The organism is Streptomyces sp. URMC 127 (genome assembly GCF_051386535.1).
Classification (GTDB): domain Bacteria; phylum Actinomycetota; class Actinomycetes; order Streptomycetales; family Streptomycetaceae; genus Streptomyces.
The window spans coordinates 40,865-64,714 of the sequence record NZ_JBPQTW010000003.1 but is presented as its reverse complement, the minus strand read 5'-3'; the positions used below and the strand labels follow the sequence as shown (position 1 = coordinate 64,714).

General features: G+C 74.8%; 24 protein-coding genes. 13 read left to right on the top strand and 11 right to left on the bottom strand.

Annotation, left to right across the window (positions count from 1 at the left end; all coding sequences use genetic code 11):
- Positions 1-123: 123 nt before the first annotated feature.
- From bioD to ACSNOH_RS01865, 5 genes are all read left to right on the top strand, one after another.
- Complete coding sequence (gene bioD / locus ACSNOH_RS01885) at positions 124-804, top strand: dethiobiotin synthase (RefSeq protein WP_436719366.1); 681 nt, start codon at positions 124-126, stop codon at positions 802-804.
- Positions 805-947: 143 nt separating this feature from the next.
- On the top strand, positions 948-1,646 hold the full coding sequence (locus ACSNOH_RS01880) for a class I SAM-dependent methyltransferase (RefSeq protein ID WP_436719365.1): 699 nt from the start codon (positions 948-950) through the stop codon (positions 1,644-1,646).
- Positions 1,647-1,843: 197 nt separating this feature from the next.
- On the top strand, positions 1,844-3,190 hold the full coding sequence (locus tag ACSNOH_RS01875) for a hemolysin family protein (protein ID WP_436719364.1): 1,347 nt from the start codon (positions 1,844-1,846) through the stop codon (positions 3,188-3,190).
- Positions 3,187-4,203, top strand: a complete 1,017-nt coding sequence (locus ACSNOH_RS01870) for a hemolysin family protein (protein WP_436719363.1) — start codon at positions 3,187-3,189, stop codon at positions 4,201-4,203. The genes ACSNOH_RS01875 and ACSNOH_RS01870 overlap by 4 nt, the downstream gene beginning before the upstream one ends.
- A 51-nt stretch (positions 4,204-4,254) precedes the next feature.
- On the top strand, positions 4,255-5,094 hold the full coding sequence (locus tag ACSNOH_RS01865; RefSeq protein WP_436719362.1) for an SGNH/GDSL hydrolase family protein: 840 nt from the start codon (positions 4,255-4,257) through the stop codon (positions 5,092-5,094).
- 2 nt (positions 5,095-5,096) lie between these two features.
- Here the strand turns inward: ACSNOH_RS01865 and ACSNOH_RS01860 are convergent, their stop codons facing one another.
- Complete coding sequence (locus ACSNOH_RS01860; protein WP_436719361.1) at positions 5,097-5,933, bottom strand: hypothetical protein; 837 nt, start codon at positions 5,931-5,933, stop codon at positions 5,097-5,099.
- A gap of 121 nt (positions 5,934-6,054) precedes the next feature.
- On the opposite strand from ACSNOH_RS01860, the gene ACSNOH_RS01855 reads away from it, so the two are divergent.
- Positions 6,055-6,507: a VOC family protein gene (locus tag ACSNOH_RS01855; RefSeq protein WP_436719360.1), complete on the top strand. Its 453-nt coding sequence runs from the start codon at positions 6,055-6,057 to the stop codon at positions 6,505-6,507.
- Between the two features lie 29 nt (positions 6,508-6,536).
- On the opposite strand, the gene ACSNOH_RS01850 is transcribed toward ACSNOH_RS01855, so the two are convergent.
- Positions 6,537-7,367, bottom strand: coding sequence for an alpha/beta fold hydrolase (locus ACSNOH_RS01850; protein ID WP_436719359.1), 831 nt, complete (start codon positions 7,365-7,367; stop codon positions 6,537-6,539).
- Between the two features lie 130 nt (positions 7,368-7,497).
- Here ACSNOH_RS01850 and ACSNOH_RS01845 point away from each other — a divergent pair, with 130 nt between their 5' ends.
- Positions 7,498-8,418, top strand: a complete 921-nt coding sequence (locus tag ACSNOH_RS01845; protein WP_436719358.1) for an RNA polymerase sigma-70 factor — start codon at positions 7,498-7,500, stop codon at positions 8,416-8,418.
- Positions 8,419-8,425: 7 nt separating this feature from the next.
- On the opposite strand, the gene ACSNOH_RS01840 is transcribed toward ACSNOH_RS01845, so the two are convergent.
- Positions 8,426-9,172 carry an SDR family oxidoreductase gene (locus tag ACSNOH_RS01840; protein ID WP_436719357.1) on the bottom strand — a complete coding sequence of 249 codons (747 nt, stop codon included), beginning with the start codon at positions 9,170-9,172 and terminating at the stop codon, positions 8,426-8,428.
- 164 nt (positions 9,173-9,336) lie between these two features.
- On the opposite strand from ACSNOH_RS01840, the gene ACSNOH_RS01835 reads away from it, so the two are divergent.
- A complete protein-coding gene (locus ACSNOH_RS01835) occupies positions 9,337-10,080 on the top strand; it encodes a GntR family transcriptional regulator (RefSeq protein WP_436719356.1) in 744 nt (247 codons plus the stop codon).
- Positions 10,081-10,607: 527 nt separating this feature from the next.
- Here ACSNOH_RS01835 and ACSNOH_RS01830 read toward each other — a convergent pair.
- The 3 genes from ACSNOH_RS01830 to ACSNOH_RS01820 all read right to left on the bottom strand — a co-directional run bounded on the left by ACSNOH_RS01830 (position 10,608) and on the right by ACSNOH_RS01820 (position 13,758).
- Positions 10,608-11,789: an ROK family protein gene (locus ACSNOH_RS01830; RefSeq protein WP_436719355.1), complete on the bottom strand. Its 1,182-nt coding sequence runs from the start codon at positions 11,787-11,789 to the stop codon at positions 10,608-10,610.
- 84 nt (positions 11,790-11,873) lie between these two features.
- Positions 11,874-12,524, bottom strand: coding sequence for a response regulator (locus tag ACSNOH_RS01825; RefSeq protein ID WP_436719354.1), 651 nt, complete (start codon positions 12,522-12,524; stop codon positions 11,874-11,876).
- Between the two features lie 4 nt (positions 12,525-12,528).
- Positions 12,529-13,758, bottom strand: coding sequence for a sensor histidine kinase (locus ACSNOH_RS01820; RefSeq protein ID WP_436719353.1), 1,230 nt, complete (start codon positions 13,756-13,758; stop codon positions 12,529-12,531).
- A gap of 109 nt (positions 13,759-13,867) precedes the next feature.
- On the opposite strand from ACSNOH_RS01820, the gene ACSNOH_RS01815 reads away from it, so the two are divergent.
- Both ACSNOH_RS01815 and ACSNOH_RS01810 read left to right on the top strand, forming a co-directional pair.
- Positions 13,868-14,605 carry an ABC transporter ATP-binding protein gene (locus tag ACSNOH_RS01815; protein ID WP_436719352.1) on the top strand — a complete coding sequence of 246 codons (738 nt, stop codon included), beginning with the start codon at positions 13,868-13,870 and terminating at the stop codon, positions 14,603-14,605.
- Positions 14,602-15,348: an ABC transporter permease gene (locus ACSNOH_RS01810; RefSeq protein WP_436719351.1), complete on the top strand. Its 747-nt coding sequence runs from the start codon at positions 14,602-14,604 to the stop codon at positions 15,346-15,348. Before ACSNOH_RS01815 ends, ACSNOH_RS01810 begins: the two co-directional genes overlap by 4 nt.
- 128 nt (positions 15,349-15,476) lie before the next feature.
- Here the strand turns inward: ACSNOH_RS01810 and mug are convergent, their stop codons facing one another.
- The 5 genes from mug to ACSNOH_RS01785 form a co-directional block, all read right to left on the bottom strand.
- Positions 15,477-16,022, bottom strand: coding sequence for a G/U mismatch-specific DNA glycosylase (mug, locus tag ACSNOH_RS01805; protein ID WP_436719415.1), 546 nt, complete (start codon positions 16,020-16,022; stop codon positions 15,477-15,479).
- Complete coding sequence (gene purB, locus ACSNOH_RS01800) at positions 16,019-17,452, bottom strand: adenylosuccinate lyase (protein ID WP_436719350.1); 1,434 nt, start codon at positions 17,450-17,452, stop codon at positions 16,019-16,021. The genes mug and purB overlap by 4 nt, the downstream gene beginning before the upstream one ends.
- A gap of 65 nt (positions 17,453-17,517) precedes the next feature.
- Positions 17,518-17,988 carry a hypothetical protein gene (locus tag ACSNOH_RS01795; RefSeq protein ID WP_436719349.1) on the bottom strand — a complete coding sequence of 157 codons (471 nt, stop codon included), beginning with the start codon at positions 17,986-17,988 and terminating at the stop codon, positions 17,518-17,520.
- A gap of 101 nt (positions 17,989-18,089) precedes the next feature.
- Positions 18,090-18,308 (bottom strand): hypothetical protein, encoded by a 219-nt coding sequence (locus ACSNOH_RS01790; RefSeq protein WP_436719414.1) that lies wholly within the window; start codon positions 18,306-18,308, stop codon positions 18,090-18,092.
- Positions 18,309-18,390: 82 nt separating this feature from the next.
- Positions 18,391-19,056 (bottom strand): HNH endonuclease family protein, encoded by a 666-nt coding sequence (locus tag ACSNOH_RS01785; protein ID WP_436719413.1) that lies wholly within the window; start codon positions 19,054-19,056, stop codon positions 18,391-18,393.
- 183 nt (positions 19,057-19,239) lie between these two features.
- Between ACSNOH_RS01785 and ACSNOH_RS01780 the strand changes: the two genes are divergently transcribed.
- From ACSNOH_RS01780 to ACSNOH_RS01770, 3 genes are all read left to right on the top strand, one after another.
- Entirely contained in the window at positions 19,240-20,811 is a 1,572-nt protein-coding gene (locus ACSNOH_RS01780) for an alkaline phosphatase D family protein (RefSeq protein WP_436719348.1), read from the top strand.
- Positions 20,812-20,874: 63 nt separating this feature from the next.
- Positions 20,875-22,275 (top strand): dihydrolipoyl dehydrogenase family protein, encoded by a 1,401-nt coding sequence (locus ACSNOH_RS01775; RefSeq protein WP_436719347.1) that lies wholly within the window; start codon positions 20,875-20,877, stop codon positions 22,273-22,275.
- Between the two features lie 193 nt (positions 22,276-22,468).
- Positions 22,469-23,821, top strand: coding sequence for a GNAT family N-acetyltransferase (locus ACSNOH_RS01770; protein WP_436719346.1), 1,353 nt, complete (start codon positions 22,469-22,471; stop codon positions 23,819-23,821).
- The last annotated feature ends 29 nt before the right edge of the window (positions 23,822-23,850 follow it).

Below are 23,850 nucleotides of genomic sequence, written 5' to 3'. Positions count from 1 at the left end.
CGCCGCTGCGGCGGATACCGGGTGCCGCCGCGTTCCCGGCGGCCCGGTCCGGGGTGTCCGGGACCGCCGGGCAGGACTCGGTCGATGACCAGAAGCAAGAGACAGAAAGGCTGAGGACACTCCATGCCCGTACTCGTCGTCACCGGCACCGGCACCGAGGTCGGCAAGACCGTCGTCACCGCGGCCCTCGCGGCGGCGGCGCGAGCCGCGAGCCGCACCGTTGCCGTGCTCAAGCCCGCGCAGACCGGTGTCGCCCCGGGCGAGCCCGGTGACGTCGCCGAGGTGCGGCGCCTCGCGGGGGGCGCGGTGACCGGGGAGGAGCTGGCCCGGTTCCCGGAGCCGCTCGCGCCGGGCACGGCCGCGGCCCGGGCGGGCCTCTCCCCCGTCCGCCCGCCGGAGATCGCGCAGGCGGCGGCCCGGCTCGCGGAGAGCCATGACCTGGTCCTCGTCGAGGGCGCGACCCTCGCGGACGCGGCCCGGCTGATCGCGGCCCCCGTCCTCCTCGTCGCGCAGGCCGGCCTCGGCACCCTCAACACGACCGCCCTGACCGCGGAGGCGCTGCGCGCGCGGGGCCTGCGCTGCCGGGGCGTGGTGATCGGCAGCTGGCCGGCCGCCCCGGACCTGGCGATGCGCTGCAACCTCGCCGACCTGCCGGAGGTGGCCGGCGCCCCGCTGCTGGGCGCGGTCCCGGAGGGGGCCGGGAGCCTCCCGCCGGAGGCCTTCCGCACGGCGGCCCCCACCTGGCTGGCGCCGGAGCTGGCCGGCACCTGGGACGCCGCCGGCTTCGCCGCGGCCCACCGCTGACCCCACCGGCCCCGGCCGTCCCACCGGACCCGCCCGCCCCAACTGCCGCGGCCGCAGCGGAGCTTGCGGCGCGCCGACGGTGCGGGCCGGTCCGGCCGGGGAACAATCGCGGTAGCCGTCGTCCCCGGAAAGGGGTGTGTGCCATGCCGCCGCTTCGGACCACCAGGTTGCCGCACGACGCCGTGCACCATCCGGTCTTCGCCCGCTTCTACGCGAAGGTGAGCCCGGTCATCGACGAGCGGGCCGGCATGGGCGCGCACCGGCGCGAGCTGCTGGCCGGGCTGTCGGGCCGGGTGATCGAGATCGGCGCGGGGAACGGCCTGAACTTCCCGTACTACCCGCCGACGGTCTCCGAGGTGGTGGCGATCGAGCCGGAGCGCGGCCTGCGCAGGATCGCGGTGGAGGCCGCGGTGCGGGCCGGCGTCCCGGTGGACGTGGTGCCGGGCGCGGCGGAGGCCCTGCCGGTCAAGAGCGAGGCGTTCGACGCGGCGGTGACGTCGCTGGTGCTGTGTTCCGTACGGGACGTGCGGCGCGCGCTGGCGGAGCTGCGGCGGGTGCTCAGGCCGGGCGGCGAGCTGCGGTTCTTCGAGCACGGCCGGGCGGAGGGCCGGGCGCTGTCCGCCGCGCAGCACGCGCTGGACCGGACGATCTGGCCGGTGCTGTTCGGCGGGTGCCACACGGCACGGGATCCGCTGGCGTCGATCGCGGCGGCGGGGTTCGAGCTCGGCCCGTACAGCCGGCTGCGGGTCCCGCAGAGCCGGGTGCCGACCCCGGCCTCCCCGTGCGTCCTGGGCGTGGCCAGACGGCCCGGCGTGCCCGGCCCGGCGGACGGTCCCCCGTAAGGCCCCGGTGATCGCGGCGCTCCGCCGGCAGAATCTGACAGAAGACGCCTTTTGCCGGTCCTTTACCATGGGTGGGCAGCTCCCGTACGACATGAAAGGTGTGAGCGTCCGCCCATGGGCGAGCCTCCCAGTAGCCCCAGCAGCCGACATCGCGCGGTCCGCGTCCCTTCGTCCGATCATGAGACGGAGGTGAACCGATGACCGAGGTAGTCCTGCTGGTGGTCGCCCTGCTGCTGACGCTGGCCTGCGCCGTCTTCGTCGCGGCGGAGTTCTCGCTCACCACGGTCGAGCGCGCCGACCTCGAGCGCGCCGCCGAGAACGGCGAGCGCGGCGCGGCGGGCGCGATCGAGGCCGTGCGCAGCCTCACCTTCCAGCTCTCCGGCGCCCAGCTCGGCATCACCGTCACCGGCCTGATCATCGGCATGATCTCCAAGCCGTCCCTCGCGGCGCTGCTTACGGGCCCGATGGAGGCGATCGGCCTCGGCGCCGCCGCGGCCTCCTCGACGGCCCTGGTGCTGGCGACGGTGGTGTCCACCGTCGTGCTGATGGTGGTCGGCGAGCTCGTCCCGAAGAACTGGGCGATCTCCCGCCCGCTGCCGGTCGCCAAGCGGGTCGCGGGCCCGCAGCGCGCGTTCTCCGCGGCCTTCCGCCCGCTGATCCGGCACCTGAACAACACCGCGAACCGCACCCTGCACCGCATGGGCCTGGAGCCCGCCGAGGAGCTGGCCTCCGCGCGCGGCCCGCAGGAGCTGGCCGCGCTCGCCCGCCACTCCGCCAAGGAGGGCACCCTGGAGGCCGACGCCGCCGAGCTGTTCGTACGGACGCTGAGCCTCGCCGACCTGACGGCGGAGAACGTGATGACGCCCCGCGTCCAGGTCATCGCCCTGGACGCCCAGGCCACCGCGGAGGACGTCGCCAACGCCACCCGCGCGACCGGCCTGTCCCGCTTCCCCGTCTACCGCAACAGCCTGGACACGGTCATCGGCATCGCCCACATCAAGGACGTGCTGGCCATACCCGCCGACCGCCGCCACCGCCACCCGGTGACCGCGATCCTGCGCGAGCCCCTGCTCGTGCCCGAGTCGCTGACCGTGGACCGGCTCCTGGACCGGCTGTCGGGCAAGCGCACGATCGCCGTCGTCATCGACGAGTACGGCGGCACCGCCGGCGTCGTCACCCTGGAGGACATCGTGGAGGAGGTCGTCGGCGAGGTCCGCGACGAGCACGACCCCCGCGAGGTGCCCGACCTCGCGCCCGCCGGCACCGACCCCGAGGGCCGCCCGCTCTACGACGCGGACGGCGCCGCCCGCACCGACCAGCTGGAGATCATCGGCCTGCGCGCCCCGGACGGCCCCTACGAGACCCTGGCCGGTCTCGTGGCCACCGAGCTCGGCCGGATCCCGGGACGGGGCGACACCGTGGAGGTCGCGGGCTGGCGCGTCGACGTCGTCGACGCGACCGGTCACCGCGCGGCCCGCGTCCGCCTGACCGGCCCGCCCACCGCCGGCACCGGTGCCGGGATGTCCGGGGAGGCCGGCCGATGACCTTCGTCCAGTTGCTGATCGGCCTGGCGACCCTCGTCGTCAACGCCTTCTTCGTGGGCGCGGAGTTCGCCCTCATCTCGGTGCGCCGCAGCCAGATCGAGCCGTACGCCGACCGGGGCGACCGGCGCGCCCGCAGCGTCCTGTGGGGCCTGCGGCACATCTCGGCGCTGATGGCCGCGGCCCAGCTCGGCATCACGCTGTGCACGCTGGTGCTGGGCGTGGTCGCCGAGCCCGCCATCGCCCACCTGCTGGAGCCCCTCTTCGACGTGCTCGGGGTGCCGCACGGGCTGGTCCACCCCGTCTCGTTCGTGATCGCGCTGGGCGCGGCGACGTACCTGCACATGCTCTTCGGCGAGATGGTGCCGAAGAACATCGCGCTGGCCGAGCCGGTGCGCAGCGCCCTGCTGCTCGGGCCGCCGCTGGTGGCCCTGGCGCGGACGCTGCGCCCGTTCGTCTTCGCCATCAACGCCTTCGCGAACGGCCTGCTGAAGCTGTTGCGGGTGGAGCCGAAGGACGAGGTGGCGGCCACGTACTCCGACGACCAGCTCGCGCGGATCGTCGCCGACTCCAGCGCGGCCGGCCTGCTCGACTCGCGGGCCACGGAGCGGCTGCGGGACGCCCTGGTGCTGGGCAAGCGCCCGGTGCAGGACGTGGTCACGCCCGTCGAGCGGGTGGTCTCGGCGCCGCTGGGCGTCACGCCCGAGGAGCTGGAGCGGCTGTCGGCCGAGTCCGGGTTCTCGCGGTTCCCGGTGGTGGACGCGGCGGGCCGGATCCTGGGCTACCTGCACGTGAAGGACGCCCTGGACGCCCGGCCGCGGGACTTCCCCTTCCCGCTGCAGCGGATGCGCCGGATCGCGACGGTCCCGGCGACGACGCCGCTGGACGACGTCATCACGACGATGCGCGGCACGGGCACCCACCTCGCCGCGGTGATCGGCGAGGACAGCAAGCTGGCCGGACTGGTCACGCTGGAGGACCTGCTCCGGGAGCTGGTGGGGCGGCCGGCGCAGTGAGCGACGGCCCGGCCGGGCGCGGCGCACGACAGGAGTAGGATCACCCGCGCCATGCAGATGAATGCCACGTACACCAGTTTTGTCGCGGTCGGGGACTCCTTCACCGAGGGCATGTCCGACGGGCTGCCCGACGGCTCCTACCGGGGCTGGGCCGACCTCCTCGCCGCGCGGCTGGCGGCCCGCAGCCCCGGCTTCCGCTACGCGAACCTCGCCGTGCGGGGCAAGCTGATCGGCCAGATCGCGGACGAGCAGTCCGCACCGGCCGCCGCGCTGGGAGCGGACCTGGTGACGCTGGTCGGCGGCCTGAACGACGTGCTGCGGCCCAAGTGCGACGTGGACGCGGTGTGCGCCCGGCTGGCCGAGGCCGCCGACCGGCTCGCGCCGAGCTGCAAGCAGCTCGTGCTGATGCGCAGCCCCGGCCGGCGCGGGCCGGTCCTGGAGCGGTTCCGCCCCCGCATGGAGCAGCTGTTCTCCTTCATCGACGAGCTGGCGGAGCGGCACGGCGCGGTGGTCGTGGACCTCTTCGGCGCCGAGGTGCTGGGAGACGCGCGGCTGTGGGCCGACGACCGCCTGCACCTGAACGCCGAAGGGCACCGGCGGGTGGCCGAGGCGGTGTGGCAGGCGCTCGGCCACGAGGCGGAGGACGACTGGCGCGCGCCCCTGCCGCCGGCCGTCCGCGCCGGCTGGGCGGCGCGCCGCGCCGCCGACGTCCGCTTCACGCGCGAGCACCTCGTGCCCTGGATCGGGCGCCGCCTGACGGGCCGCTCCTCCGGCGACGGCCGGGCGGGCGCGCACTTCAGCGCCGACGAGGGCAGCGCGTTCTGGGTGACGCCGCCGGCCGGCGGGGCCGGCAGCGGCGACGTCACGGGCTGGCTGCGGGCGCAGCCCTAGGCTCAGCTCTCCAGCAGCCTGTGCAGCGCTGCCTTGAAGGCGCCGGTGAAGGCGTCGCGCGTCCCGGGGGCCACGAGGTCCAGGGACAGGTACGGGTTGAGGTCCTCCAGCTCGACCAGCAGGAGAGCGCCCTCGGGGGTGCGGCAGGCGTCCACGCGCTGGATGCCGTGCGCGATGCCGTTCCAGTCGACGAAGCGCTGCGCGAAGACCAGGTCGTCCGCGGTGGGCTCGTACGGCACGAGCTCCCAGCGGCGGGCGGGGTCGGGGGCGTGCAGGGCGTACTGGAAGGCGTCGTCGACGAAGTAGAACGACACCTCGTAGCGGAAGCGGATCCGCGGCTGGATCAGAACGCCGTCGGAGGGGCCGAAGGAGAGGTCCGCGAGTTCCTCTCGCGGGACGAAGCGCAGGCCTATGGAGTCCGCGCCGAGCCGGGGCTTGACCACGTACTCGTCGGCGGCGGGCAGCAGGCCGGTGTCCGCGGCGCGGTCGACGGTGGGGATGACGGGGTACCCGGCGGCGGTCAGGTCCAGCAGGTACTGCTTGCCGGCCATGTCGGCCTTGCCGGTCAGCTGGTTGTACACGCGCACGCCGCCCTCGGCCGCGCGGCGGGCGAAGTCGTCGTAGGCGGCCTGGTAGTGCAGCACGGGCCCGCTGTTGCGGACCACGACGGCGTCGAAGGCGTCCATGAGCGCGGCGGCGTCGAGCGGGTGGCACAGGGCGACGTCGAAGTCCTCCCGCAGCCGGGAGGACAGGAAGATGTCCTCGTCGCAGTATCTGCGCCCGCGCGCCGGGTAGGCGAGGTCGGTGACGTAGAGGACGCGGGGCTGGGCGGGCGGCATGGCTCTCCTGACACGGTGGCTGCCCGGCGGCCCCATTGACGGCCCACGGGCTGTCCGGTCGATGATATCCGTGCAGGTCAGACGGAGATCGTCCGGTGTTCCCGAGCGAAGGAGAAACGGCGTGCCTGTCGACGGAAAGGCCCATGTACGGATCGCCCGCCCGTCCCGCGACCTCGCGGCGGCGGAGCGGTTCTGGACCGGGGGGCTCGGCCTCTCGGTCGTCTACCGGCACGAGGCCGCCCCGGACGCTCCGCCCCGGGAGGACCACTCGCTGCTGATGCTGGGCTGGCCGGAGGCGGGCTGGCACCTAGAACTGGTCGTCTCCGAGGGCGAGTTCGTCGCGCCCGTGCCCACCGTGGAGGATCTCCTCGTCATCTACGTGGCCGAGGAGATCCCGCAGGATCTCATCGACCGGCTGGAGGCGCACGGCGGCAAGCGCGTCGAGGCCCACAACCCCTACTGGGACCGGTGGGGCGTCACGATCGAGGACCCCGACGGCTACCGCCTGGTGCTGTCCACGCGCGACTGGTCCAACGCGCAGGGTCCGTACGGCGGATCACCGGCCGGGGCCTGACCATTCCGCCGGACCCTCGCCGCCGGCGTTCAGCGCGTGGCGTCGAGGATGACTCTCGCGACGAGCGCCGGATCGTCGTTCATGGGCACGTGCCCGCAGCCGGGCAGCCGGACCAGGCGCGCGCCGGGGATCACCTGCTTGGCGCGGACGCCCTGGCGGCGCAGCAGCAGCCGGTCGCGCGTGCCCCACGCGACGGTGACGGGGACGTCCACTATGTCGTGCGTGAACAGGACGCCCCGGCCGGCCGTCAGCGTGGGCGTGAAGCCGGTCGCCTCGCGCAGCGCCCGCGTCTCGGCCATCACGGCGTCGGGCGAACGACGCCCCGGGCGGGCGTATATGGAGCCGGCCAGCGCCGCGCGCCCGGCGGCCGTGCGGGCCAGCCGGGCGACGGCCTGCGGGGGCAGCGTCTCGGCGCCGCGCCGCATCGCGCGCAGCACGGTGAACGCGTAGCGGCGCTCAGCCTCGGTCCAGAAGCCCGCGGGCGAGAGCGCGGTCACGGACCGCACGAGCTTCTCGTGGGCGAGCTGCAGGGCCAGCAGCCCGCCCAGGGAGTTGCCCACGACGTGCGGCCGGTCCAGGCCCAGGGCCTCGAACAGCGCCCGCAGGACGGGGACCACGCCGCGCAGGTCGTAGGCGACGCCGTCCGGCAGGGCGGGCGAATTGCCGAAGCCGGGCAGGTCGACGGCGATGACGTCGCGCTCCGCGGCGAGGATGCCCGCGACCGGGTCCCACGCCTGCAGGTGGTGGCCGATGCCGTGCAGGAGCACCAGTGGCTCCCCGCCGCCGAGCCGTTCGTAGGACACCTGCGCCGTCCGCCGTCCGGCGGGGGTGTCAATGGGGAAGACGACCGTGTCGGCCATGGTGGCTCCTCGTCATCCTGGGGTGACCGGTGAGGTATTGAGACAGGATGTCAGTAAGAGTTACCGCAGGGTAGACCCCGTGCGGGTCCCGTACGAGCCCGGTGGCCGCTTGCGCCGAGAGGGACTTCACATGGACATCCCCCGCCCCGTCCGCTGGGATGGACCGGTGACCGCACCTGACGCCGACGCCGACACCTTCGAGGAACACCGCTCCGTCCTGACGGGGGTGGCCTACCGCATGCTCGGCCGCGTCACCGACGCCGAGGACGTCGTCCAGGAGGCCTGGCTGCGCTGGTCCGCCGCCGGCCGCGAGGAGGTGCGCGACCCGCGCGGCTACCTCGTCCGCGTCACGACCCGGCTGGCCCTCGACCGGCTGCGCCAGGTGCAGGCGCGGCGCGAGGCGTACGTGGGCCCCTGGCTGCCGGAGCCGATCGCCACCGACTACGGCCCGGCCGTCCCCGACACCGCCGAGCGGGCGGTGCTGGCGGACTCGGTCTCGCTCGCCGTGCTCGTGGTCCTGGAGTCCCTGTCGCCGCTGGAGCGGGCGGTGTTCGTCCTGCGGGAGGCGTTCGGCTTCCCCTTCGGCGAGATCGCCGTCACCCTCGACCGCTCGGAGGCGTCCGTGCGGCAGCTCGCGAGCCGGGCCCGCCGCCACGTCGACGAGCGCAGGCCGCGGTTCACCGTGGACCCGGCCGAGCAGCGCGACCTCACCGAGAGGTTCCTCGCGGCGGCCACGGGCGGCAGCCTCGGGAACCTGCTGGAGCTGCTCGCGCCCGACGTGCGGCTCGTCGGCGACAGCGGCGGCAAGGCCAAGGCCCCGCTGCGCGTCATCGAGACCGCGGACAAGGTCGGGTGCTTCCTGTACGCGGTGGCGCAGATCCCCCTGCCGGACCCGGACTTCCGGTTCATGGAGATCAACGGCAGGCCCGGCCTCCTCGTGCTGTCCGCGGGCCGCCCGGACAGCGCCGTCAGCCTGGAAGTGGCGGACGGCCGGATCTCGGCGGTCTACCTGGTGCGCAACCCCGACAAGCTCGGCTGCCTGACGGGATAGCGGTCGCCTACAGCCCTCCGCCCACCCGCAGCACCGCCCCGGTCGTGTACGACGCTTCGGGCGACAGCAGCCACGCCACCGCCTCCGCGACCTCCTCCGGCCGGCCGGCGCGGCCCATGGGCACGACGGCGGCCTTGCGCACCGGCCGCTCCGGGTCGCCCATGGCCGCGTGGATGTCCGTGGCGATCAGGCCGGGCTGCACGCAGTTGACGCGGATGCCCTCCTCGGCGAGCTCCTTGGACAGCCCCACGGTCATCGCGTCCACAGCCGCCTTGCTGGCCGCGTAGTGCACGTACTCGCCGGGGCTGCCGAGGGTGGCCGCGCACGAGGAGATGTTCACGATCGCACCGCCGCGGCCGCCGTGCCGGGCGGACATCTCCAGGGCCGCGCGGCGGGCGCATATCAGAGCGCCCGTCACGTTCACGTCGACGACGCGGCGCATCCGCTCCACCGGCGTCTCCGTGAACCGGCCGAGCAGGCCCGTGACGCCGGCGTTGTTGACCAGGCCCGTCACCGGCCCCAGCTCCGCGCGCACCGTGTCGAAGAGGGCGTCCACCTGGTCCTCCGCGCTGGTGTCCGCCTGAACGGCCACGCAGCGGACGCCTTCGGCCCGTACCGCTTCCGCCGTCGCCTCCGCCGCCTCCCGCGCGCGTTCGTAGCCGATGGCCACGCTGTGGCCCGCGCGCGCCAGCCGCACCGCGACCGCCGCGCCGATCCCCCGGCCGCCACCCGTGACCACCGTGACCTGATCCATGACGCCCCGTCCCCCCTGGGCCTTCGCCCGCTGTCGTCCACTGTCTTCCGCCCGTACGGTAATCGGGGCATTGGTCTTGACCAAGTCGGGGCACCGTCCTATGGTCGCCATACTGCAACAACCTTTAATAAAGAAGCGCGCAAAATGCTTTGCGGAGGAACAGGGTGGGGACCACGCAGCTCGATACGGTGCCGGAGCCGAAGTACTGGCACCTGAAGACCGTGCTCAGCGAGGCGCTCGACTCCGAGTTCGCGGTGGGTGAGATCCTGCCGAACGAGCGGGAGCTCGCCGCGCGGTTCGGCGTCGCACGCGCCACGCTCCGGCAGGCGCTCGAACAACTGGAGCTCGAAGGGCGGCTGCAGCGCCGCCGCGGCGTCGGCACGACCGTCGCCCCGCCGCGCGTGGGCGTGGCCGTCGGCGACGCCGAGCAGGCCTGGCCCGGCACCTCCGCGGACTCCTGGCAGGCCGTCGGCTGCCTGGAGGAGGCCCCGCCCGCGGCCGTCGCCCGCCTGCTGGGCACGCCCGCCGACCGGCCGGTGCACGTCGTCCGCCGGATCCGCCGGACGCACGGCCAGCCTGTGGCCGCGGAGCTGCTCTACGTCCCGGGGCACTCCGTCCCGGGCCTCGCCGCGATCGACACCGCGCCGGGCGCCGCCCGCGCCCGGACGGTCCTGCGCGAGCTGCAGCGCCTCACGCTGGAGGGGCAGGACCGCGCGGTGGAGCTGGGCTCGGCCCGCGCCGAGGACGCCAAGCAGCTCGACCGGCTGCCCGGCGCGCCCGTCCTCCTCGTCACCACGCGCTACTTCGCCGAAGGCGCCACGGCGGCGGTGGCCGTCGCGACGTACCGCGCGGACACGTGCCGGCTCACCTTCGGCGAGACGGGGGTACAGCTCCTCGCCGCGGGCTGACCGGTTGCCTCCGGCGGTTTTCTGCCGGGCGTACGACTCCGCTGCGCGAGAATTCCGCCGGACCCTCGCCGCGGTGGCTTGCCGCCGTTGCGGCGGGCGTTTGTGGCGGACGCGCCCGAGTCGCCCGTGCCGGACGTACCGTCGCGGTGGTCTCGTATGCCGCCGGACCCTCGCCGCGGTGGCTTGCCGCCGTTGCGGCGGGCCTGTGTCCCGGGCGCGCCCGGGCCTCGACGCCGACTGAGCCGTCCGTGCCGGACGTACCGTACCGCCACGGTGAGCTCGCATTCCGCCGGACTCACGCCGCGGTGGCTCAGCGCCGTTGCGGCGGGCATGTCGACGTGCCGTCACGGTGGTCTCGTATGCCGCCGGACCCACGCCGCGGTGGCCTATCGCCGTTGCGGCGGGCCTGTGTTCCGGGCGCGCCCGGGCCTGACGCCGGCTGAGCCGCCCGTGCCGGGCGTACCGTCACGGTGAGCTCGCATTCCGCCGGACCCTCGCCGCGGGCACGCGTTCCGGGCCGTTTTCGGTCAGCGGCGTGCCGTTACCGTGCTTTCTACCGCGAACAGCTGTTTCTCCACGTGGTCCAAAGCCAAGCGCAGCGCCCCCGTGGCCACTGCCGCCTCGCCCAGCATTGACTGGACCACCTGCGGGGGGCGGAGGCAGTAGCGGGACAGTTCCGTCCGCAGCGGCTCCAGGACGCCGTCGAGTCCCGCCGCCCAGCCCCCGACCACGACCAGTTCCGGGTCCAGGGCCAGCACCAGCGCGGCCACGTCGTGCACCAGCCTGCGCATGAAGCGCTCCACGGCCTCCGCGGCCCGCTCGTCGCCCTCGCGCGCCAGCGCGAAGACCCGCGCCACTTGTGCCTCGTCCAGCGGGTGCAGCGGCTCGCCCGTCGTGGACAGCACCTCTTCGGGCGTGGCCTCCCGGCCGAGCAGGTGCAGGGCGCCGATCTCGCCGGCGGCGCCTCCGAAGCCCCGGTGCAGCCGCCCGCCGATCAGCGAGCCGGCCCCGGGGCTGAGGCCCGCCAGGACGAACACGACGTCGTCGGAGCCGGTGGCCGCCCCCTTCCAGTGCTCGGCGACGGCGGCGGCGTTCGCGTCGTTCTCCACGAGGACCGGGCAGCGGAACGAGCGGCGCAGCCGCTCCCCCAGCGGCAGCCCCGTCCAGCCGGGGAGCGCCGTGCCGAGGCGGACCGTGCCGTCGGCCTCGACGATGCCGGGGGTGGCCACACCGACCGCGCGCAGCCCGCTGCGCGGCACGCCCGAGCGCGCCAGCAGGTCGGCGACGGCGTCCCGTACGCGGTCCAGCCGCTCGTCGGCCGGGGCCGTCTCGGCGACCTCCACGGATGCCGAGCCCGTGACGCGGCCGCTCAGATCGGCCATCAGGGCGGCGATCCGGTGCGGCCCGATCTCGACGCCGAGCAGGTGGCCCGCCTCGACGCGGAAGCGGAAGCGGCGCGCGGGCCGGCCCTGGCGGCGCGCCTCGCCCTCCTCGGCGGGCGCCTCCACCACCAGGCCGGACTCCATCAGGCCCTCGACGACGCCTTCCACGGTCGGCCGCGACAGGCCGGTGACCTTGACCAGGTCCGTGAGGGTGGGCGCGGCGGCGAGCGGGGACGCCGGGGAGGCAGCCGTGCGGAGCGCGTGCAGCACCACGGCCGAGTTGATCCGCCGCAGCAGGGACGGGTCCCCGCCGGTGAGCCGCCCCAACGTCGCCGCCTCCTCGCGTTTACGCGTCCTTTGCCTACTGGCCGGATCGTATCGGGTGCGATGGCCCGCGGCGAGCCTCGGGACTCACCCGGGCGTCACGAACCCCGACTCGTAGGCGGCGATGACGGCCTGCGTGCGGTCCCGCGCGCCGAGCTTGGCCAGCACCGCGCTGACGTGCGTCTTCACGGTCTCGGAGCCGAGCGTCAGGGTCCGGGCGATCTCCGCGTTGGACAGGCCGCGGGCCATGTGGCGCAGCACCTCGGCCTCGCGGGCGGTCAGGGCCGCCCGTTCCATGGCCGCCCGGGCCCGCTCGTTGCCGCGGCCGGCGGCGAGCCGCCGCAGCGCGGCGGGGAACAGCAGCGAGTCACCGGCGGCGACCGTGCGGACCGCCTGGACGATCTCGGCGGGCGCGGAGCGCTTGAGGAGGAAGCCGTCGGCGCCCGCGCGCAGCGCGTCGTAGACGTACTCGTCGTTCTCGAAGGTGGTCACGACCACGATCTTGGGCGGGCGGTCCACCGCGCGCAGGACGGCGCGCGTCGCCTCGATGCCGTCGAGCAGCGGCATCCGCACGTCCATCGCGACGACGTCCGGCCGCAGCTGACGCACCATCGGGACCACGGCCGCGCCGTCCGCGGCCTCGCCCGCGACCTCGATGCCGGGCTGTGCTTCGAGGATGGCGCGCAGACCCGCGCGGACCAGGGGTTCGTCGTCGACGAGCAGAACAGATATCGGCACGGCCTCACCCTAGGTGAACGCTTTCGAGCGGGAGCACCGCCCGCACCCGCCACGTTCCCTCGTGCACGCCCGTCTCGGCGTGGCCGCCGAGGAGCGCCGCGCGCTCGCGGATGCCCCGCAGCCCGCTGCCGCCGCCGCTGACGGCGCTGACCGCGCTTCCCCCGGCCCCGGGAAGGGGGTTGCGGATGTCCAGCTCCAGGGCGTCCGCACGGACCGCTATGCGCAGCGAGACCGGCACGGGGCCGGCGTGCCGCACCACGTTGGTGAGCGCCTCCTGGGCGATGCGGTAGCCCTCGCGGGACACCGGGCCCGGCACGGCCTCCAGCGGCCCGCTGACCTCGGCGGTCACCTCGGCGCCGGAGCCGCGGGCGGCGGTGAGCAGCCGCTCGACGTCCGTCAGGGCGGGGCGTCCCGCGGCCGGCCCGGGAGCGTCCTCGCGCAGGACCGCGAGGACGCGCTCCAGGTCCTCCAGCGCGTGCCGGCCCGTCTCCTCGATGGCGGCCAGGGCCTGTTCGGTGAAGGCCGGCGAGCCCGCCGCGCGCGCCGCGCCCGCCTGCACCACGGCGACCGTCAGCGCGTGCCCGACGGAGTCGTGCAGTTCGCGGGCGAGCCGGTTGTGCTCCAGCAGCCGCTCCGTGCGCTCTTCCAGCGCGGCCAACCGCTCGGCCGCGGAGGGGCCGAGGAGAGCCCGCGCGGCGCGCGCCAGCGCCTCGCCCGTGGCCACGACGAAGGCGAGGAACAGCACGGGCACCAGCAGGCCCGTGGCCGCGTACGACCAGGGGCCCGCCCCGGGGACCGGCAGCGGCGTGCGCACCGGGCCCCCGCCGAGGGCACCGCCGAGCAGCTCGACCGTGAGCACCGGGGCGTGGACCGAGAGGAACGCGGTCACCACGCCCGCCTCGTACCGCACGATCAGCCACAGCGCCGTGCGCCGGCGGTCCGCCCAGGAGGCCGAGCGGGCGGGGGTGAAGTCCGGCTCCGGGCCGTTCCGCCCTGCCGGGAACAGCAGCAGCTGCGCCTGCACGCCCTCCGCGAGCCGCACCCCCGGGACCAGCGCGGCCGCCGCCAGGAACGGCAGCGGTGCCACGAGCAGCCAGGCGCCGGCCGGGCTGCTGATGTTGCCAAGCCCGGGCGACACGAAGGCGAACACGGTGGCGAGGACCGCCGCCATCACGAGGTGCAGCCAGCGGGTGTACGTGACCGCGCGGGTCACCGGGCGCAGGGAGACGATCATGGTCGTCATCCTTCCAGCGCCCCGCGGAGGCGGGCCTCCCCCGCGCGGGGGAGACGTTCCCCGCGCGAGGGGGAAGCGCGGCCCCCGGCCCGGAGGCGAGCGTTGAGCCATGACCTTGATCGAGATCCGCGAACTCACCAAGCGGTACGGCCCGGTGTGCGCCCTGGACGGGCTCACCGTGACCGTCCGGCCCGGCCGGGTGACCGGCTTCCTGGGCCCCAACGGCGCCGGCAAGTCCACGACGATGCGCGTCCTCCTCGGGCTCGACCGGCCCACCTCCGGGTCGGCGCTCGTCGGCGGCAGCCCGTACGCCTCGTTCGCCGAGCCGCTGCGGCACGTCGGCGCGCTGCTGGACGCCTCGGCCGCCCACCCGGCCCGGACCGCCCGCGACCACCTGCTCGCCCTCGCGCTCAGCAACCGCATCCCCGCCCGCCGCGTCGGGGAGGTGCTGGAGGAGACGGGGCTCGCGGCCGCGGCCCGGCGGCGCGTGCGCACCTTCTCCCTCGGCATGCGGCAGCGGCTCGGCCTGGCCGCGGCGCTGCTCGGCGATCCGCCCGTGCTGCTGCTGGACGAGCCCGCCAACGGCCTCGACCCGGAGGGCATCCTCCAGCTGCGCCGGCTGACCCGGCGCCTGGCCGCGGAGGGGCGGACCGTCCTGCTCTCCAGCCACCTCATGAGCGAGATGGCGCAGACCGCCGATCACCTCGTCGTCCTGGGCCGGGGCAGGCTGCTGGCCGACGCTCCCCTGGACGAGTTCGTCGGGAAGAGCGCCTCGCTGGAGGAGGCCTACTTCGCCCTGACCGCCGGCTCCGCCGAGTTCACGCACCAGGAAGGCACGCTCCGATGACCGCCCTCGCCCCCGTCGTCCGCTCCGAGTGGGTGAAGATCCGTTCCGTGCGGTCCCTGCTCGTGGCCCTCTTCGCCGCCTTCGTCTGCACGGTCGGCGTCACCGTGCTCGTCCACGCCATGGTCGGCAAGGCCGAGGCCGACAACGCGGACTTCGAGCCCGTCTACGGCTCCTACTTCGGCCTGAACTTCGGGCACATCGCCGCCGTGTGCTTCGGCGTGATGGCGGTCGCCGGGGAGTACGCGGGGGGCGGGATCAGGCTCTCGCTCGGCGCCGTGCCCCGCCGCGGCCTGTTCTTCGGCGGCAAGCTGCTCGTGGTGGGCGCCGCGGCGCTGCCGGTGGGCCTGGCGACCGGCTTCGGCTGCTTCCTGGGCGCGCAGGCCCTCCTCGGCGAGTACGGGGTGGGGCTGGGGGCGCCCGGCGCGCTGCGGTCGGCGATCGGCTGCGGCCTCTACCTGACGCTGCTCACCGTCTTCTCGGCGGGCGTGGCGGCGGTGCTGCGCAGCCAGGTGGGCGCGCTGTCCGTGCTCACGCCCGTGGTCTTCCTGATCTCGCCCGTCTTCGCGGGGGTGCCGGGCGTCGGGAAGGCGGTGGCCTTCCTCCCGGACCGGGCCGGCCAGCAGATCCTGCACCCGGTCCCGGAGGGACCGCTGGGCGCCTGGTCCGGGATGGGCGTGATGGCCCTGTGGGCGGCGCTGGCCGCCGCGGCGGGCTGGTGGTCCCTGCACCGGCGCGACGCGTGATCCCCCTCCGGGGAGGGCGGCCGCCACGAGCCGGGGCGCCGGCAACGGCCGCTCGGCCTGACTCCGCCGCAGCGAACCCCAGCCACCACGGTGCAGTCCCGGCGGTGCCGGACTGCACCGGGCCGCGCTCAGGCCGGCTCGCCGTCGGCGGCCGCCCTCAGCCGCGCGAACTCCTCGGCCATCTTCGGCAGGGGCCAGTGGGCGTTGAGCCCGCTGGGGTTGGGCAGCACCCAGATGCGGGTGGCGCCTATCGTCCGCTCCTGCGGGCCCACCTGCGCGTGCTTGTCGCCGAAGGCGACGCGGTAGGCGGTCACGCCGGCGACGGCCAGCCAGCGCGGCTTCAGCAGCGCCACCTTCTCCGTGAGGATGCGGCCGCCCTCGGCGTACTCGACGGGGCTCAGCTCGTCCGCCCGCGCCGAGGCCCGGGCGACGACGTTGGTGATGCCCAGCCCGCAGCGGAGCAGTTCCTCCTGCTCTGCCGGGGCGAGCCGCCGCGGCGTGAAGCCGGAGGCGTGCAGGACGGGCCAGAAGCGGTTGCCCGGGCGGGCGAAGTGGTGGCCGGTGGCCGCCGACATCAGGCCCGGGTTGATGCCGCAGAAGAGGACCCTGAGGCCGTCCGCGACCACGTCCGGCACGAGGCGGTCGCGGGCGGCCTCCAGCTGCTCCGGCGTCAGAGGATCGCCCCCGGCGCGTACGCGGCGGCCTCCGGGTGGCGCTTGGCGATCTCCTCGATGCGGGAGACCACGAGGGCGGCCTGATCGGCGGCGGCACCGGTGAAGGACAGCTTGTCGGCCATGAGGGCATCGAGGCCGGCCCGGTCCAGCGGGATCCGCTCGTCGGCGGCGAGCTTGTCGAGGAGCTCGTTGCGCTCGGCGCCCTGCTCGCGCATGGCGAGCGCGGAGGCCACCGCGTGCTCCTTGATCGCCTCGTGGGCGACCTCGCGCCCGACGCCGGCGCGCACGGCCGCCATCAGCACCTTGGTGGTGGCGAGGAAGGGGAGGTAGCGGTCCAGCTCACGGGCGACGACGGCCGGGAAGGCGCCGAACTCGTCGAGCACCGTGAGGAAGGTCTCCATGAGGCCGTCGAGCGCGAAGAACGCGTCCGGCAGGGCCACGCGGCGCACGACGGAGCAGGAGACGTCGCCCTCGTTCCACTGGTCGCCCGCGAGCTCGCCGGCCATGGAGGCGTAGCCGCGCAGGATGACCATGAGGCCGTTGACGCGCTCGCAGGAGCGGGTGTTCATCTTGTGCGGCATCGCGGAGGAGCCGACCTGGCCGGGCTTGAAGCCCTCGGTGACCAGCTCGTGGCCGGCCATCAGGCGGATGGTCTTGGCGAGCGAGGACGGCGCCGCGGCCAGCTGCACCAGGGAGGTGACGACCTCGTAGTCGAGGGAGCGCGGGTAGACCTGGCCGACGGAGGTGAAGGCCTGGGCGAAGCCGAGGTGGTGGGCGATGCGCCGCTCCAGCTCGTCGAGCTTGGCGGCGTCGCCGCCGAGCAGGTCCAGCATGTCCTGGGCGGTGCCGACGGGGCCCTTGATGCCGCGCAGCGGATAGCGGCCGAGGAGCTCCTCCAGGCGGGCGAAGGCGACGAGGAGCTCGTCCGCGCCGGTCGCGAAGCGCTTGCCGAGGGTGGTGGCCTGGGCGGCGACGTTGTGCGAGCGGCCGGCCATGACGAGCTCGGCGTGCTCCGCGGCCAGCTTGCCGAGGCGGGCGAGGACGGCGACGGACCGGTCCCGCACGAGCTCCAGGGACAGCCGGATCTGCAGCTGCTCGACGTTCTCCGTCAGGTCGCGGGACGTCATGCCCTTGTGGATGTGCTCGTGGCCGGCGAGGGCGTTGAACTCCTCGATGCGGGCCTTCACGTCATGGCGGGTGACCTTCTCGCGCTCGGCGATCGAGGCGAGGTCGACCTGCTCCAGCACCCGCTCGTAGTCGGCGAGGGCGGCGTCCGGCACCTCGATCCCCAGGTCCTTCTGGGCGCGCAGGACGGCGAGCCACAGCCGCCGCTCCAGCGTCACCTTGTACTCGGGGGACCACAGGACGGCCAGCTCGGCGGAGGCGTAGCGGCCGGCCAGGACATTGGGGATGCGGGGCTTCACAGACACGCTGCCGAGTCTACTGTCGGTTGCTGCAGACTCCGGCACGGGGCTCGTTCGTAGCTTGCTACGAGCTACGGCGCCGCCTTCAGGGTGTACTCACAGCCCCTGGCCGAGGCGCCTCCCCCGCCCGCCGCGACCCGCTTCCCGTCGACCTTGATCACGCAGGGCGGCGTGGCGAACTTGTCGTCGTGCTCGGGGCCGGTCCCGTGGAGGGAGCCGGGAACGAGGGCCAGGAGGACGCCCTCCGCGGGCTCGGTGCCGCGGAAGGTGACGTCGACGGTCTTCGTCCACGGCAGGGAGACCTGCTCGGTGGCGTTGCGGTCCCAGGCCACGTAGGTGACCTGGGAGGAGCCCGTGCCGCCGAGCTCGAAGGTCACCTTGTGCACGGGCGGCCCGGCGTCCGCGGCGCTGTCCTGCGCGGCGGCCCCGTGGGGCGCGGCGGCAGCGGCGCCGCTGCCGCCCTTGCCGGGCAGGCTCCCGCAGCCCGCCGCGAGCGTGGCCGCCGTCACGGCCAGTGCCGTCCAGGTGACCGCCTTGCGCATGTTTCCCCCATCGGCCCGGTCCGGCCCGGAAGCATGATCACTTCCGGCCGACGGTGATCATAGTGGGGGTTCGGGCGTGCTTAGTGGGGGTGCGGGCGTGCTCAGCGGGGCGCTTCAGCGGCGCCTCCCTCGCGGATGCGGGCGAGCACCCGGGCGTGGAGGTCCGCGAGGCCGCCGCCGGGGAGGGGCACCGGGCTGCCGGTGAGGGTGTACCACTCCTCGGCGCCGGTGTACTGGACGTCGATCCGGGCCTTCCCGCCGGGCAGGGCGCTGGTGGCGACGGTGAGGTCGCCGGTGATGACGCCGACGTCGTCGGTCATCGCCCCGCCCGGCCCGGCGGTCACCTGGTCCACGAGGGCCCCGCCGGGCTGTCCGCCGCTCACCGGCTGCTGCTCGTGCTGCTCATCGGTCGCATGTGTCCAGCATGGCAGCAAGAGTGTCCTGCTCGCTCTGGGTCACGCTGAGCTTGTACACGTGCTTGACGTGGGTCCAGGCGCGGGAGTACGCGCACCAGTAGCTGCCCAGCGGCGGGCGCCACTGGTCGGGGCTCTGGTCGCCCTTGGCGCGGTTGGAGGCGGCGGACACGGCGATCAGCTGGGGGTTGGTGAGGTCGTTGGCGAACCGCTTGCGCTGCTCGGTGCTCCAGGAGTCGGCCCCGGAGCGCCAGGCGTTGGCGAGCGGCACCATGTGGTCGATGTCGAGCTGGCCGGCGACGGTGAAGTCCTTGCCGTCGTAGGCGCTGTGCCAGCGGCCGGAGACCGAGCGGCACTGGTCGTCGGTCCGCACGTCCTGGCCGTCGCGGGAGAGGACGACCTCGCGGGTGTCGCAGGTGCCCATCTGCTTGGTCCAGTGGGGGAACTTGGCGCGGCTGTAGCCGGCCATGGAGTGCGGCAGCTCGACGGTGAGCTCGGCCAGCTCCTCCTTGGCGGTGGTCGCCGCGGGCGGCTCCGGCAGGTCGTGCGGGGCGGGCGGCGGCGTGGCCGAGGCCGGCGCACCGGCGGGGGCGAGGACGGCGGACAGGCACAGGGCTGCTGCAGTGGCGGCGCGGCGCCACCGGATTCGTGGGATCACAGTCCAACAGATACCGGTAGTCACCCCGCGATACGGGACATATACCCCGGACGGCGACGTGCCGGGGTGCCCCGTTGACGCCGCGGCCCGGGGCACCTCATGTTCACGGTGCGTTCGGCCGCCGGGCACCTCACGCCGGTAGGAACACACCGTCAGGAACAGGTGAACGAGGAGGATTCCATGGCGCACGGGCCCGGGTTCGGCGTGGGCAGACGAGCCGTCCTGCGAGGGGCGGCGGGCGCGGCGGCGCTCACCGCGCTGCCCGCCGCGGCCGACGCGGCGCCGGCCCTGGCGCTGTCCGGGCGGCCGGAGGCGCGGTGGGGCGTGCAGACAGGTGACGTGACGGCGTCTTCGGGCCTGGTGTGGGTGCGCGCCGACCGGCGCGCCCGGATGATCGTGGAGACATCGGCCACGGAGTCCTTCCGCAGGGTGCGCCGCGTCATGGGCCCGGTCGTCGGGCCGGACACGGACTTCACCGGGCGCACCGCGCTGCACGGGCTGCCGCCCGGCGAGCGGATCCACTACCGCGTGCTGCTCGCCGACCCGGACGACCCGCGCCGCACCGGCCGCCCGGTCGAGGGCTCCTTCCGTACGGCGCCGGCCCGCCGCTCGGACGTGCGCTTCCTGTGGTCCGGCGACCTCGCCGGCCAGGGCTGGGGCATCAACCCCGACCGCGGCGGCTACCGCATCTACGAGCACATGCGCCGCCTCGCGCCGGACTTCTTCCTCTGCAGCGGCGACACCGTCTACGCCGACAGTCCCATCGCGCCCACGGTGACCCTGCCCGACGGCAGCGTCTGGCGGAACGTCACCACGGAGGAGAAGGCGAAGGTCGCCGAGACCCTGGCCGAGTTCCGCGGCGCGTTCCGCTACAACCTCCTGGACGCCAGTCTGCGCCGCTTCAACGCCGAGGTGCCCACCGTCGTCCAGTGGGACGACCACGAGGTGCACAACAACTGGTACCCGGGCCAGATCCTGGACGACGCGCGCTACGCGGAGAAGCGGATCGACGTGCTCGCCGCGCGGTCACGCCGGGCCTTCTCCGAATACTTCCCGCTGGCCACCCAGCGCGAGGACGGCGACGGCCGGGTCTACCGCGTCCTGCGCCACGGCCCCCTGCTGGACGTGTTCGTCCTGGACATGCGCACGTACCGGAACGCGAACTCGCCCGGCCGCCGGCCCGACGACACCCAGGGCATCCTGGGCGCCCGCCAGCTGGAGTGGCTCAAGCGGGAGCTGTCGCGCTCGCGCGCCGTGTGGAAGGTCATCGCCTCCGACATGCCGCTGGGGCTCGTGGTCACCGACGGGCCCGCGGACTTCGAAGCGGTGGCCCAGGGCGACCCGGGGGCGCCGCTCGGCCGGGAGCTGCAGATCGCCGAGCTGCTGCGGCACATCAAGCACCGGCGGATCACGGGCACGGTCTGGCTGACGGCGGACGTGCACTACACCTCGGCGCAGCACTACGCGCCGGAGCGGGCGGCGTTCAAGGACTTCGCGCCGTTCTGGGAATTCGTCTCGGGCCCGCTCAACGCGGGCGGCTTCCCGGCCAACAAGCTGGACGGCACGTTCGGCCCCCGGCAGGCGTTCCTCAAGGCGCCCGCCACGGCCAACGTGCCGCCCGGGCAGGGCAGTCAGTTCTTCGGCGAGGTCGCCATCGCGGGCGACAGCGGCGAGCTCACCGTACGGCTGCGGGACGAGGACGGCACCGTGCTGTTCACCAAGGCGCTCCAGCCGGGGCGCGTCGGACAATGACGCCGCCGGTGGTCGGTGGGATGGTGGGGCTGTCCGGCCGACCCGAGCGGAAGGTGGCTTGCCATGGCCGAGCAGGTGGACGCCGTCGTCATCGGACTGGGCCCCGGCGGTGAGCACGTCGCGGGCCGGCTCGCCGACGCGGGACTGCGCGTGGTGGGCGTCGAGACGGAGCTGGTCGGCGGCGAGTGCCCGTACTGGGGGTGCGTGCCCAGCAAGATGATGATCCGCGCGGGGAACCTGCTGGCGGAGGCCCGGCGCGTGCCCGGCATGGCCGGGGCCGTGCAGCAGGTCGTGCCCGACTGGGCGCCGGTGGCGGCCCGGATCCGCGACGAGGCCACCGACGACTGGAACGACCAGGTGGCCGCCGACCGCTTCACCGGCAAGGGCGGCCGCCTGGTCCGCGGGCGCGGCAGGCTCACCGGCCCGCGCCGGGTGGCGGTCGAGGGCGCCGGCGGCGACGGGCTGCGGTTCGAGGCCCGGCTGGGCGTGGTGCTGGCGACCGGCTCGCGGCCGCAGATCCCGCCGGTGCCGGGCCTGGCGGACGTGCCGTACTGGACGAACCGGGAGGCGGTCTCGGCGAAGGAGGCGCCGCGCTCGCTCCTCGTGCTCGGCGGCGGCGCGATCGGCCTGGAGATCGCCCAGGTCTACGCCCGCTTCGGCACCCGCGTCACGGTCGTGGAGGCCATGGACCGGCTGGTGCCGGGCGAAGAGCCGGAGGCGGGCGCCCTGCTGGCCGGGGTGCTCGGCGGGGAGGGGCTCGTGCTGCGCACGGGCACGCGGGCGACCGGTGTGCGGCACGAGGGCGGCGTGTTCACGATGGCGCTGGACGACGGCACCGAACTGACGGGGGATCAACTGCTGGTCGCCACCGGCCGCCGGGTGGACCTCAGCGGCCTGGGCCTGGAGAGCGTGGGCCTCGACCCGGGCGCGCGGGCCCTCGCCGTCGACGGCCGCATGCAGGCCGCGCCGGGGCTGTGGGGCGTGGGCGACGTGACGGGCCACGGGGCGTTCACGCACGTGGCGATGTACGAGGCGGAGATCGCCGTCCGCTCGGTCCTCGGCGAACCCGGCCCGCACGCCGACTACCGGGCCCTGCCGCGGGTGACGTTCACCGATCCGGAGGTCGGCGCGGTGGGCCTGACCGAGCAACAGGCACGGGACAAGGGGCTGCGGGTGCGCACGGGCCTCTCGCGCGTGCCGTCCTCGGCGCGCGGCTGGATCCACAAGGCGGGCAACGAGGGCCTGGTCAAACTGGTCGAGGACGCGGACCGCGGGGTGCTCGTGGGGGCGACGACGGCCGGGCCCATGGGCGGCGAGGTGATGTACGGACTGGCCGTGGCCGTCCAGGCGGAGGTGCCCGTGGAGACGCTGCGGCACATGATCTTCGCGTATCCCACGTTCCACCGGGGAGTGGAGGACGCGCTCGCGGACCTCCGGTCCCGGGAGTCCTCGCCGGACGTATAGGAATGTCACCGGTTGCGGTGACCCCGAGGTCCGCCGGACCCTCACCGTTGTCCGGACCCTCACCGTTGTGGTGCATCACCGTTGCGGCGGGCTTTTCTTCCTGATTCGTGAAAGTTGGTAAAAAGAGCCCGCTTAACCCATCGGACACGAGCCGTTCGTGATCACGCAACACCCCTCCGCCAGGGTGGTGCCCATGACGGACGAGACCACCGCGAAGCCCCACCGCGCCCATCACTGGCGGCGGGACCTGGTCGAGCTGGCCGCCCTGTTCACCGCGGTCGCCGCCGCCGACACCATGGCCGACACCGTCGTCCACGGGCCCGACGGGCCCGTGCTGCTCGCCTCCTCGGCCGCCGCGCTGCTGGCCACGACCGCCTTCCACACCTGGTGGTCGCGGCGCACCGACGGCCGCCGGAAGGCCGCCCCGCGCCCCCCGCAGCGCCCGCAGCAGGACACGGCCGCGGCCGGCACCGCCCTGTGGCGGATGCGCACGACCGTGCGCGACGAGCCCGGCAGCCTCGCCGCCCTGTGCACCTCCCTCGCCCGCGAGGGCGTCGACATCCTCTCCCTGCAGACGCACCCCCTCACCGACGGCGTCGTCGACGAACTCCTGCTGCGGGCCCCCGCCGCGCTGGCCGCCACCGGCCTGGCCGACGCCGCGGCCGCCGGCGGCGGCCGCGACACCTGGCTGGAGCGGGCCGACGCCCACGACCTCGTGGACGCCCCGACCCGGGTCCTCAACCTCGCCACCCGCACCGCCCTCGACGCCGCCGAACTCCCCCTCGCCCTGCGCCGCCTCCTCGGCCGCTGCACGATCCGCTCCGTGCCCGCCCGCTCGCCGCGCGGCGGCGCACCCTCCCCGCCGGTCCCCGCGGAAGGCGTGTGGGAGGAGACGCAGATGCGGCTGCGCGATCCCTCCGGCGGCTCGATCACCATCGAGCGCCCGTACCTGCCGTTCACGCCCACCGAGTTCGCCCGGGCCCGCGCGCTCGTCGAGCTCGACGCCCGGCTCGGCCCGCGCGTCCCGCCGCGCGCCGACGTCCTGACCCTGCCCGAGGGCGGCGAGATCACCGTCCGGCGCTCCGGCGCCGGGGACCTCGCCGCGGCGCGCGCCATGCACGAGCGCTGCTCCGCCGCGACGCTCGCCCAGCGCTACCACGGCCCCGTGGGCGACGCCGACCGCTACCTGCGCCACCTGCTGAGCCCGCGCTTCGGCCGCACCCTGGCCGCCTGCACCGCCGCGGGCCGCATCGTCGCCCTGGGCCACCTGCTGTGGGACGGCGACGAGACGGAGGTCGCCCTGCTCGTCGAGGACGAGTGGCAGCGCCGCGGCGTGGGCGGCGAACTCCTCGCCCGCCTGGTGGACCTCGCCGTGGCGGACGGCTGCCGCAGCGTCTACGCCGTCACGCGGTCCTCCAACACCGGCATGGTCGCGGCGATGCGCGCCCTGGACCTGCCGCTGGACTACCAGGTGGAGGAGGGCACGCTCGTCATCACCGTCCGGCTCGCCCCGGTTCCCGCCCCCGCGCTCCCGCCCGCACCGTGACATTCCGCCCGTGCGCCGGGCGCGAACCG